The sequence below is a fragment of the Streptomyces africanus genome, from assembly GCF_002150735.1.
In the GTDB taxonomy this organism is placed as follows: domain Bacteria; phylum Actinomycetota; class Actinomycetes; order Streptomycetales; family Streptomycetaceae; genus Streptomyces; species Streptomyces africanus.
Genome location: NZ_MUKA01000463.1, coordinates 17,380 through 29,097, shown reverse-complemented (window position 1 = coordinate 29,097; position 11,718 = coordinate 17,380). Strand labels below are relative to the sequence as shown.

The following is an 11,718-nucleotide window of genomic DNA, read 5'->3' as shown; positions in this document are numbered from 1 at the left end:
GAGCATCCGATGAGAAGACCACTGGTACTGCTGGCCGCACTGGTGCTCGGTGTCTGTTGCCTCGTCCCGGCCGGACCGGCCGGGACGAGGCAACAGACACCGAGCACCAGTGCGGCCAGCAGTACCAGTGGTCTTCTCATCGGATGCTCCCTGTCCGGACCGGGAAGAGCACGGAAACGACCTAAAAGGTTTTCGCAACGTAGAAGGGAGCTGATGAAGTGTCAAGGTAGCTGTGAAATACCGCAGTTGGAGAACCGGCGATGAGGTGGGGCCGACGCGTGTGCCCACGGCGTGGTCGCGGCACCGGAAAACCTTTCAGGCCGCGGTTGCTCGCGCTTGACGCGGCCCGTTTCACTGCGTACGCATGACTGCGCAGTCCGGCAGGACACCAGGACCAGGGAGAGACGCATGACGCGAGGGGGAGGACGGGCCGGTGGCCCCGCGCCGCGCAGCGTGGACGTGGCGCGGCTGGCCGGCGTCTCGCAGAAGACGGTGTCGAGGGTCCTCAACGGGGAGCGGTACGTCTCCGACGAGGTGCGGCGGCGGGTGCTGGAGGCGGCCGGGGAACTCGGCTACCGGCTGAACAGCGCGGCCCGGGCGCTGGCCTCCGGGCGGACCCGCTCCATCGGCGTGGTCACGCTCGGGACCGCCCTCTACGGGCCGGCGTCACTCCTGATCGGCGTCGAGCGGGCCGCGCGGGACGCGGGATACGCGCTGCGGGTGGTCAACACCCTCGAAGGCGACCCGGGAGGTGTCGTCGGCGCCGTGGAGTCGCTGCTGGAGCAGGGCGTGGACGGCATCGTCGTCTCCGAGCCCATCGACGAGGGAGCGGTGTCCCTCAGTGTCGACGTGCCGGTCCTCGTCCTCGGAGCGCCGGCCGTGTTCGGCGGCACCCGGACCGTCGCCACGGGCGTCGGCGCCGAACTCCTCGCCCGCACGGCCACCGAGCATCTGCTGGACCTCGGCCACAGGACGGTCCACCACGTCGCGGGCCCCGAACGGTGGTTCGCCGCCCGGGACCGTCTGGCGGGCTGGCGCGGCGCCCTCGCCGTGCGGGGCGCGGAGCAGCCGGCCGTGCTCGTCGGCGACTGGTCGGCCGCGTCGGGCCACGAGGCGGGCCGCGTGCTCGCCGCCGACGGCGGCGTCACCGCCGTGTTCGCCGCCAACGACGACATGGCCATCGGCGTGATCCGCGCCCTGACGGAGGCCGGGCGGCGCGTGCCGGACGACGTCAGCGTGGTCGGCTTCGACGACATCCCCGTCGCCGCGTACGTGACCCCGCCGCTGACCACGGTGCGCCAGCCGTTCGACGCCGTGGCGCGAGAGGGGCTCAGGCTCCTGGTGCGGGCGATCGAGCACCCGGACGCGGACCTGCCGCCGGTGAACGACCCACCGGTCGAACTCGTCGTCCGCGCCTCGACCGCACCGCCACGGCTGCGGGCACCGTCACGCGGGTGAGCGCGGAACGAGTTCCCGTTCGATGAACCGGTTGAGGTGGTGTCGTGCCTCCTGCGTGGTCAGAGGAGGTGCCTGGCGCAGCCGTTGCAGGGCGAGACCGTCGGCGAGGGCGGCGAAGCGGGCCGTGAAGCCGTCGAGGTCGTCGCAGCTGAACTCGCCGTCGGCGACGCCCCGTTCGGCCAAGTCGTGGATCTGCCGGTGCCAGGCCCCGTATCGGTCGGCCTGCCCCCGGGCGAACGCCTCGTCCGTGCTCTGCTCGCCCGCGTGCCAGAAGTCGAACCACATCCGCCAGTGCCGGTCGGTGTCCTCGGTGAACAGCGCGTCGACCAGCAGCCTGAGCGCCTCGGCCCCGCTGGTCGCTTGCTCGGCGGCCTCGCTGAGCGCCGCGTAGTACTGCTCGATGTGCAGCACCATGGCCTCGGAGAGGACCTCCTGCACGCTGTCGAAGTGGTAGGTGACCGTGCCGACGGACACTCCGGCCGCGGCCGCCACATCGCGCACGCCGACCGACTTGTAACCGCGCTCCGCGATCAGCGGGACGGCCGCGTCGACGATGAGGCGCCGGCGCACCTCGGTGGGCTGCCGGGTCCGGTCGCGGGCGGCGACGGCACGGCGCGGGCCCCTCGCGCCCTGCCGCGGCTGCTCGGCGGCCGTCATCCCGACGTCCTCGGGGTGGTGCGGTGCCATGAGCGCTCGGCCACTGTCTCTCCGTTCCCCCGCGCTTCGATACGGCTGTCCATGATGAACTCCGCGGCCGTGGCGCGCAGCTCCGTCCGCGTCATGATCTCAGCGTCCCAGTCGTCCCCGCGCCGCAACCGGATGCGCCACTCGGAGACGGCTCGCGCCGACAGCGGGTCGTCCGTGCGGATGGTGTACGTCTCGCGGGCGCTCTCCTCGTAGCGCAGCCCGTCCGGGTACGTCCGGGACCCCCCGTATCCGGGGTCGACCTCCAGGGTCCACTCGCCCTTGGCCACGTCGTGCGTGATCAGCCGCTCGAGGCGGGGGTCCGGGGGAGTGTCGTAGGTGACCGGCAGCGGTACCGCCTGCTCCGGTTCCTCGAAGCGGACGGAGGCCTCGTCGGCGGCCTCGCGCACGGGCAGCAGGACCGCGCTGCCGGCCGGAACGACGTGCAGCGCCCCGCGTTCGCCGTGCGGCCACACCCAGGGCCAGTAGGCGTCGGAGACGGCGACACGGATGCGGTGACCGGGAGGGACGGCGTAGCCGATGCCGTTCAGTTCGAACTCGACGTCCTCGTACGTCCCCGGAGTCCATTCGACCGCGTGCTCACGACCCCGTCGGCTGAGCAGGTTGAGCACGCCCCGGGTGACGAGCGTGGACGAGCCGTCGGGAGCGACGTCGCACACGCGGGCGATGACATGGGCTCGTGGGGTGTCGCTGTCGAGGCGGAGACGGACGCGGGGTCGGCCGAGGATCTCGACCCGTTCGGTGAGGGGCGCGGAGTCGAAGCAGACGGATCGCCCGTCCTCCTCGCGCTGGTCGGGCGGCAGGTCGGCGGCGTTGCCGAACGGGAAGAAGCGGCCGGCGTCGAGGCCGGTGTGCTGTGGGGAACGTACGAGGACCGGGTCGTGGCTCTCGCCGAGCGGACGGGTGTCCCACGTGACGTCCGGGCTGGGCCACTCGGCGTCGCTCACCCAGCGTCCGGGCATCTCCTCGTGCGACGGGGCGGGCGGTACGGGGTCGCCCAGCCAGGCGCGCAGCAACGGCTCCGCCATGACCCCGGTGTCGATGCCCTTGAGGTGCTGGTCCCACCAGCGCAGTGTCTCCTGGAGGAACCCGATGGCCGGGCCGGGCGGCAGTCCGCGGTCGGGGTACTGGTGCGACCAGGGGCCGATGATGCCCCGCACCTGTTCGCCGGGGAGGTGTTCCACGAGCCGCAGCACGGTGTCCCGGTACGGGTCGTTCCAGCCGCCGACCGCGAGCACGGCCGCGTCGATCGCCGTGTAGTCCTCGCAGACGCTGCCGTGCCGCCAGTAGTCGTCCCGCTGCTGGTGCTCCAGCCAGGTGTGCAGGAAGGGCTCGAGCGTGTCGAGGCGCTCGCGCCACATGGGAAGCCAGCGTTCCGCGCCGACGTTCGCTGGGTCCGGCGGGCGTGCGGTGAAGGCGAGCATGGTGCCGGCCCACGCGAGCATGTCGATGCCGAGGACGGCACCGCCCGTGTAGTGGACGTCGTTGTCGTAGCGGTCGTCGGTGGAGCAGACCGTCACGATCGCCTTGAGCGGTTCGGGGGCGAGGGCGGCGATCTGGAGGGAGTTGAAACCGCCCCAGGAGATGCCGAACATGCCGACCTTGCCGGTGCACCAGGGTTGTGCGGCAAGCCAGTTGACGACGTCCACGCCGTCCGCGAGCTCCTGGGCGTCGTACTCGTCGCCGGGTGTGCCCTCGCTGTCGCCGTGGCCGCGGATGTCCACCCGGACGGAGGCGTAGCCGTGGCCAGCGTACCAGGGGTGGCGCTGTGCGTCGCGCGGGGCGGTCCAGTCGCTCTTGCGGTACGGCAGGTACTCGAGCAGCGCGGGGACGGGGGCCGTCTCGGCGTCGGCCGGGCGCCAGACGCGGGCGTGCAGGCGGGTCGTGCCGTCCCGGGTGGGGATCCACACGTCCTCGCGGACGACCTGGCGTGCGAACCGGTCGCGGTACTTCACGAAACTCCTTCTGCGACGGGAGCGGTCGGGTTGTCGTCAGGGGTGCCGGCGGGCCGCCAGCGGCGTGCGCGGTGGCCGCCGCCGTGGTCGGTCCACACCTCGCCCTCCTGGGCGGCGTCGGCCCAGTCGGGGGTCGCCTCGACCGGCGGCTGGGCGTCGGGGTCGGGTTCGAGGGCGGCCGCCATCAGCCGGCACGTGTAGGGGTGCTGGGGAGCCGAGAAGACGGCTTCGGTCGGGCCCTCCTCGACCACGACACCGCCGCGCAGGACGACCACGCGGTCCGCGATGCCGCGGACGACGGCCAGGTCATGGCTGATGAACAGGCAGGCCAGGTCTCGTTCCCGGCGCAGGTCGTCGACCAGGTGCAGTACGTCGGCCTGGACGGAGACGTCCAGCGCGGTGGTGATCTCGTCGGCGATGAGGACGTCCGGCTCGCCCGCCAGCGCCCGGGCGATGCCGATGCGCTGACGCTGGCCGCCGGAGAGCTGGGCGGGCAGCCGGTCGGCGAGCGCCGGGTCCAGGCGTACGTCGGCGATGAGCTGCCGGGCACGTTCGGCCGACTCCGTCCGGCCGGAGGCCGTGCCGAAGAACCGCAGCGGGCGCCGGATGGCGTCGCCGACCGAGCGCCGCGGGTTGAGCGAGGTGTCCGCGTTCTGGAAGACGAGCTGCACCCGTCGCCGCAGGGACATCGGCCGCCGCTGCGCGGGCCGGGCCAGATCGCCCGACTCGTGGCTCATGGCGCCGCCGGACGGTGTGCGCAGCCCCGCCAGGGCCCAGGCCAGCGTCGACTTGCCGCTGCCCGACTCGCCGACGAGGGCGAGCACCTCACCGCGCCGGACCGCGAAGGAGACACCGTGCACGGCACGGGAGCTGCCGTAGTCGACGGTGATGTCACGGGCCGAGACGGCGATCGGCGCGTCCTCGGGCACGACAGCCTTCGGGCGGATCTCGCGCTCGCCCGTCTCCCGCACGAGAGCGAGACCGGCGTCGTCCAGCCGCGGCACGCTCGCCAGCAGGCGCTTCGTGTACGGCTGCTCGGGCAGCGCGAACAGCTGCCGCGTGGGCGCCGACTCCACCACCCGGCCCGACTGCAGCACACAGACCTCGTCGGCCAGGTGCGCGACGACGCCCAGATCGTGACTCACCAGCACGGCCGCCAGTCCGAGTTCATCGCGCAGGGCGGCGATCAGGTCCAGCACGCCCCGCTGGGTGACGACGTCCAGGCCGGTCGTCGGCTCGTCGAGGACCAGCACCTTGGGGCGGGCGGCGAGGGCCATGGCGAGGGCGACGCGCTGCTGCTGGCCGCCGGACAGCTCGTGCGGATAGCGGCGAGCCAGTTCGGCGGGGCGCGGCAGCCGGACCTGGTCGAGCAGTTCGGTGACGGGGATGTCGCCGCCCGCCTCCGCGATCTGCCGGCCGACGCGCATGGAGGGTGTCAGCGCCTGGCCCGCGTTCTGGGCGACCATGGCGACGGTCCGGCCGCGCAGCCGCCGCAGCTCGGGAGCGGACAGGGCGAAGACGTCCCGGCCGTCCACCGTCACCGAACCGCCGGTGACGTGGGAGCCGTGCCGCAGATGTCCCAGCAGGGCCGCGGCGAGGGTCGACTTGCCGCTGCCGGACTCGCCGACCAGCGCGAGTGTCCGCCCCGCGGCGGCCTCGAGCGACACCTCGTGCACCACGGGGATCCGACGACCGCCGGAACGGTAGGCCACGGACAGGGAGTTGACGGAGACGAGCGGGGTCATCAGAAGCCCTCCGTGATCCGGTCGACGCCCCAGGCCTTGGACAGGCCGTCGGCCGCGAGATTGAGTCCGATCACGAGCGTGGCCAGGGCGATGATCGGCGCGACGCTCGCCATCGGCACGACGGTGATGGCGGTGCGGTTCTCGGCGACCATCAGGCCCCAGTCGGGAGTGGGCGGGTCGGCGCCGAAGCCGAGGAAGGACAGCGAGGAGATCAGCAGCACGACCCAGGAGGCGCGCATCGCGAACTCGACGCACACCACGTCGACGATGTTCGGCAGGATCTCACGGCGCAGGATCGACCAGGTGCCTTCCCCACGGGCCCGTGCGGCGGTCACGTAGTCGGCGGGCACGACCGCCAGGGCGGCCCCGCGCACGACCCGTACCACCTGGGGCACGAACACGACGGCGACGGCCAGGACGATGACCGCCGGTCCGGTGCCGAGCGCGGTCACGACCACGAGCAGCGCCAGCACCGCCGGAATGGCCAGCACGGCGTCCAGCACCCGCCCGGTCACGTCGTCGAACCAGCCGCCGCGCAGGGCGGTCGCGCAGCCGATGACCGTGCCGAGGGCGACGCTCACCACGGTGGCGGCGACGGACACTCCGAGCGCGTACCGGCCGCCGTACAGGACACGCGCGAGGACGTCGCGGCCGTACTGGTCGGTGCCCGCCCAGTGCGCCCCGCCCGGACCGAGCAGGGCCTGCGAGGCGTTGCCCGCGATCGGGTCGTACGAGGTGAGCAGCGGGGCCAGCAGCGCGATCACGACGTGGACGGCGACGATCGCGAGCCCGACGACGGCCGCGCGCGAGGAGCGCAGAGTGCGCCACGCACGGGCGGCGCGCGGGGCCGGGGCGTCGGCCCGGACGGTGTCGACCGTGGTCATCGGGTCCTCCCTCGGGTGCGGAGCCTGGGATTGAGGGCCATGGCGCCGAGGTCGGCGGCGAGGTTGCACACGACGTAGACGACGGCGCTGATCAGGGCGATGGCCTGGACGACGGGCAGGTCCCGGTTCTGCACCGAGGAGAGCATCAGCTTGCCGATGCCCGGGTAGTTGAAGACGTTCTCGACGACGGCGACGCCGCCCAGCAGCCAGGCCACGTTGAGCGCGATCACGTGCAGGACGGGCAGCAGGGCGCTGGGCAGGGCGTGCCGGGTGACGACCCGCCAGGTGGACAGGCCCTTGAGGCGGGCGGTGGTGACGTATTCGCTCGCCATCACGTCGATCACCGAGGTGCGGGCCATGCGGACGATGTAGGCGGCCATCACCACCGCGAGGGCGAGGGCCGGGAGCCAGACGGCGGGCAGGAGCTGGCCGACGGTGGCGTCGGGACCGTAGAGGACGACCGCGGGGAACCACGGCAGTGCCACCGAGAAGCACAGCACGAGGACGGTGGCCACGACGAACTCGGGGACACTCATGCCGACGAGGCTGACCGTCGAGATGAGGTGGTCGGGCCAGCGGTCGCGGTAGAGCCCGGCGAGGATGCCCAGCAGCAGCGAGCCGGTCACCGCGAACAGGATGGTGATGAGGGCGATGAGCGCGGAGTTGCCCAGGTACTGCGCGACGTCACCGCCGACCGCCGTCCCGGAGACGAGGGACGTGCCGAAGTCGCCGTGCAGGGCGCCCCACATCCAGTCGCCGTAGCGTTCGAAGGCGGGCCGGTCGAGTCCGAGACTGCCGCGCAGCTCGGCGACCGCCTGCGGGGTCGCGTCCCTGCCGAGGACCTGGGTGGCGACGTCCCCGGGCAGGGCCTGCACGGCGAGGAAGACCAGCAGCGAGGAGAGCAGGAGCGTGCCGAGCGCTGCCACGGTCCGTCGGGCGACGAAGGAGAGCATGGTCAGGCCCCCTTCAGGCCGATGCCGAGGTAGTCGAACTCGAAGCCGTGCTCGGCGTAACCGCGCACCTTGCGCGAGATGCCCACCAGCCGGTCGGCGAACATCGGGGTCATCGCGCCGCCCTTGTCGATCACCCAGGTCTGCGCCTCGCCGTAGAGGTCAGGGCGTCTGGTGTCGTCGGTCTCGGCACGCGCCCGGTCGAGCAGCGCGTCGAAGCCCTTGTCGGACCAGGCGGTCTCGTTGTACGAGGAGCCGCCGCGGAAGACCTGGTTGAAGAGCTGGTCGACGGGCCGGCCGGTGTACCAGTAGGTGGCCATCAGCGGCTGCTTCATCCAGATCTGTGTGTAGTACGAGTCCGCCGATGCCGTCTTGACGCGGATCCGGACGCCCGCCCGCTTCGCCGACTCCTGGTAGGCGAGCGCCATGGGGGTGAAGAGGGGGTCGTACGCCGAGGTATAGAGGTCGACGGCCAGGTTCTCGTGGCCCGCCTTCTTCAGCAGGTACCGCGCCTGCTCCGGATCGTGCTCGGGGTGCGCGGCGATGTGTGCCGGGTCGTCCGGAGGCACCGGGTTGTCCCAGCCGGCCCTTCCCGCGCCCTGCAGCGCGGCCTTCACGATGTGCTCGGGGTCGTAGGCGAGCTTCATGGCCCGGCGGACGCGGACGTCGGTGAAGGGCTTGTCGGTGGTGAGCATCGGCAGCACGTACCACTGGGCGTTCTTCACCCGGGCGATGGTGGCGCGGTCGGAGGCGGCCACGACGCGGGCGGTGGCGAAGTCCAGATTGGTCTGGGACAGCAGATCGACCTGCCCGGCGAGCAGGGCGCCCGAGCGGGCGGACATGTCCGCGACCGAGTAGAAGGCGATCGCGTCGAGCACGGGGCGGCCCGCCCAGTGGTCCTTGTACGCGGTGACGCGGCCGGGGCCGGCCGGTGCGAAGGACTCCAGCCGGAAGGGGCCGGTGCCGATGCCGGTGCGGCCGATGGACTTCCCGCTGCCCTCGGGGACGACGTAACAGTTGTAGTGCGTGAGCAGGCTCGGGAACTCGGCGTTCGGGGTCTTCAGCGGAACGACGAGGGTGTGCGCGTCCGGTGTGCGCAGCCGCCCGGGGTCGACGAGCGGGGCGAGGACGCCGGCCTGCGGGGACGCCGTCGCCTTGTCGAGGATGTGACGCAGCGTGTAGGCGGCGTCGGCGGAGGTGAAGGCACGGCCGTCGTGGAAGGTGACGCCCTTGCGGAGCCGGAAGGTCCAGGTGCGTGCTGCGCTGTCCGGCTCCCAGGACTCGGCGAGGTCGGGCGCCACCTGGCCGTCCGCGCCGATGCGGACCAGCCGGCTGTAGAGCGCGCCCAGGTATTCGTACGCCGACAGGGCACTGGCCGGATCGAGGGTCTCGGCGTCGGAGGCGGGCGGACGGGCGATCCGCAGGGTGCCGCCGCGGTCGGGCCTGCCCTGCCGGGCGGCGGCCGGCAGTACGGGAGCGGCGGTGGCGCCCGAACAGCCGGACAGCAGCCAGGACGCGCCGAGCGAGGCCGCACCCGCGGCGCCCACGGCGAGCACCGAGCGGCGCCCCGGGGGGTGGATGTCGGACATGAACCGACCTTCCCTGTCGCTATTCGTTCGCTGAACGATTGAGTGAGGTGCGTGAACGATAGCGAGCAGGCGGTTTCAAGCCAACCCTTCGGGCTGTGAAGAAGTCGTTACAAACACCATCGCCGCCCCGTGCCCGAGGGAGGGCGGGTGCGGATGCCGCGGCTCCGCCCGGACGCTTGCCCGTGGCGTACGCCTGACGCACGCTGGTCGTATGGCTGAGCAAGCCGTGCCCACGCTGATCACCTCCGTCCAGCGGGCCATGCGTCTGCTGGAGGCCGTGAGCGCGCATGAGAACGGCGCGCCGGCGAAGCAACTGGCACGCGAGACGGGCCTGCCCCTGGCCACCGCCTATCACCTGCTGCGGACCCTGGTCCACGACGGGTACGTGCGGAAGCTGGACGACGGCGGGTTCATCCTCGGTGACAAGCTGCAGGCGCTGGGGACCACGGGCCGGGCGCAGGCGCTGCTCAGCCGTGTCCGGCCCACGCTCGGCGCGCTGCGGGACGAGCTCGCGTCCGCCGCCTACCTCACCTTCTACGAGGAGGGCGAGATCCGGGTCGCCGAGATCGTCGACGGCCCCGGGACGCCCCGGGTGGATCTCTGGGTGGGCTTCGAGGACGCGGGGCACGCGACCGCACTGGGCAAGTCCGTGCTGCGGGAGATGGACGTCGAGGACCGCAAGGACTACCTCTCCCGCCATCACCTCGCCGACCTCACGCCACGGACGATCACCAGCCTGCCGGAACTGCTCCGGCGGCTGGAAACCGCCCCCATGGCCCCGGCCGTCACGGACCTGGAGGAGTACGCCCTCGGCACGGTCTGTGTCGCTGTCCCGGTCTACAGCGGGGACACCATCGGTTCTCTCGGCGTCTCGCTCCCGGTGAACCGGCTCTCCCGGCTGCAGGAGGTCCGGGAGCGGCTGCTCCCGACCGCGAGCCGGGTGACCCGGAGTCTCTCGCTCACTATCTGAAAATCCTCACCTTGTGGGTGTCCGGCCTCACCCCGTTTTCTGGATGAAACCGAGATTTCAGGGGTTGTGCCCCGCGCACAGGTGAGGATTGCGGACAGAACATGAGCCAAGCGCGAGACCTTGGTGGCGACTACCGGCCTGTACGGCCGTTCAGGGACCGAGTGGCCGGCGCCTGGGCTTCGGCCCGCCGGCGCGTCGCCGCGCACTGGGCCGCAGGTGCCCCCCTCCTGCCCGTACTCCTGGTTTGCGTCGTCGTGCTCGGTGACATCGTCGACGGGACGGGGATGATCTGGCTGCCTCTGCTCGCGGCCGGTCCGGCCCTCGCGGCCACGACCAACGGCTCGCGCGGGGTCCTCGGGATCGGGTTCATCGCCGTGACGCTCGGTGCGACACTCGGCATCCGGGACGGGGTGCCGGGCCGGGAACTGGCCGCCGTACTGTCGGCCCTGATGGCCGTCACCCTCGCGAGCGGCCTGGCCAGCGCCCTGCGCGGACGCCGTGAACGGGTGCTCGCTGCCGTCCGCTCGGTCGCGGAGACCGCCCAGCACGCGCTGCTCAAGCCCGTGCCGGCGACCGTCGGACCCTTTCAGGTGGCCGTTCGCTACAGCGCGGCTGCCGCAGAGGCCCGGATCGGCGGCGACCTCTACGCCCTGATACCCACCCCGCACGGCGTGCGGCTGATCGTCGGCGACGTGCGGGGCAAGGGACTGCCCGCCGTGGGTACGGCCGCCCTGGTGCTGGGTGTCTTCCGCGAGGCCGCCCACGACGAGCCCGACCTGCTCGCCGTGGTCGAAAGGATCGAGCGCAGCCTGGCGCGCAATCTCGGCCACGACGACTTCGTCACCGCCATAGTCGCCGGATACCCGCAGGCAGGACGTCTGGAGGTGGTGAACTGCGGGCACACGCCTCCACTGCTGGTGCGGGCCTCCGGAGATGTCACGCCGGTCGAGCCCGATCTTCCGTCCCCGCCCCTCGGACTGCGCGCCCTCGCCGGCCACGCGCCCGGCCTCCAGGCGCTCCCGTTCGCCGACGGCGACCAGTTGCTGCTCTACACCGATGGTGTCACCGAGGCCCGCGACCACGGCCGTGCCTTCTACCCGCTCGCCGAAGGACTGGAGCGCCACGTCTCCCACGACCCGTCCCGCACCCTCGGCGCACTCCACGACGAACTGCTGGCCCACGTCGGCGGTCGACTGCACGACGACGCGGCACTGCTCCTGATCCGTAAACCGGGGGCCGGCAGCATGGCTCCCACGGTTCACGCTCCGGCTTCCGAGGCGGGATGCCGCTGACGCTCGTCCTCACTCGGCCGCACGCGGCGTGCCAATCTGCGGCCGCAGATCGGCTCGGCGCTTCGACGCAACCGGCCGTCGGGGCTGAACGCCACGGCGGCCGTCACCGCCGTCTGGCCGGCCCGTGCGATCCGCAGCATCTGCGAGGCCATCGACACCACGCTCACACC

The 11,718-nt window shown here is 72.3% G+C and carries 9 protein-coding genes; 3 read left to right on the top strand and 6 right to left on the bottom strand.

Annotated elements, in window-relative coordinates; translation table 11 throughout:
• The first annotated feature begins 408 nt into the window (after positions 1 to 408).
• Positions 409 to 1,458, top strand: a complete 1,050-nt coding sequence (locus tag CCL05_RS39895) for a LacI family DNA-binding transcriptional regulator (protein ID WP_086565497.1) — start codon at positions 409 to 411, stop codon at positions 1,456 to 1,458.
• Here the strand turns inward: CCL05_RS39895 and CCL05_RS39890 are convergent.
• From CCL05_RS39890 to CCL05_RS39865, 6 genes are read right to left on the bottom strand one after another with little or no spacing between them, the layout of a single operon-like run.
• Entirely contained in the window at positions 1,447 to 2,145 is a 699-nt protein-coding gene (locus CCL05_RS39890) for a TetR/AcrR family transcriptional regulator (protein ID WP_086565496.1), read from the bottom strand. The genes CCL05_RS39895 and CCL05_RS39890 overlap by 12 nt on opposite strands.
• Positions 2,112 to 4,118, bottom strand: a complete 2,007-nt coding sequence (locus CCL05_RS39885; protein WP_086565495.1) for a CocE/NonD family hydrolase — start codon at positions 4,116 to 4,118, stop codon at positions 2,112 to 2,114. The genes CCL05_RS39890 and CCL05_RS39885 overlap by 34 nt, the downstream gene beginning before the upstream one ends.
• Positions 4,115 to 5,863 carry a dipeptide ABC transporter ATP-binding protein gene (locus CCL05_RS39880; protein ID WP_086565494.1) on the bottom strand — a complete coding sequence of 583 codons (1,749 nt, stop codon included), beginning with the start codon at positions 5,861 to 5,863 and terminating at the stop codon, positions 4,115 to 4,117. Before CCL05_RS39880 ends, CCL05_RS39885 begins: the two co-directional genes overlap by 4 nt.
• Entirely contained in the window at positions 5,863 to 6,747 is an 885-nt protein-coding gene (locus CCL05_RS39875) for an ABC transporter permease (protein ID WP_086565493.1), read from the bottom strand. The genes CCL05_RS39880 and CCL05_RS39875 overlap by 1 nt, the downstream gene beginning before the upstream one ends.
• Positions 6,744 to 7,700 carry an ABC transporter permease gene (locus tag CCL05_RS39870; protein WP_086565492.1) on the bottom strand — a complete coding sequence of 319 codons (957 nt, stop codon included), beginning with the start codon at positions 7,698 to 7,700 and terminating at the stop codon, positions 6,744 to 6,746. The genes CCL05_RS39875 and CCL05_RS39870 overlap by 4 nt, the downstream gene beginning before the upstream one ends.
• Before the next feature lie 2 nt (positions 7,701 to 7,702).
• Complete coding sequence (locus CCL05_RS39865) at positions 7,703 to 9,286, bottom strand: ABC transporter substrate-binding protein (protein ID WP_086565491.1); 1,584 nt, start codon at positions 9,284 to 9,286, stop codon at positions 7,703 to 7,705.
• A gap of 211 nt (positions 9,287 to 9,497) precedes the next feature.
• Between CCL05_RS39865 and CCL05_RS39860 the strand changes: the two genes are divergently transcribed.
• Together CCL05_RS39860 and CCL05_RS39855 are read left to right on the top strand one after the other, a co-directional pair.
• A complete protein-coding gene (locus tag CCL05_RS39860; RefSeq protein WP_086565490.1) occupies positions 9,498 to 10,256 on the top strand; it encodes an IclR family transcriptional regulator in 759 nt (252 codons plus the stop codon).
• Positions 10,257 to 10,357: 101 nt separating this feature from the next.
• Complete coding sequence (locus CCL05_RS39855) at positions 10,358 to 11,548, top strand: PP2C family protein-serine/threonine phosphatase (protein ID WP_086565489.1); 1,191 nt, start codon at positions 10,358 to 10,360, stop codon at positions 11,546 to 11,548.
• Positions 11,549 to 11,718 lie beyond the last annotated feature (170 nt).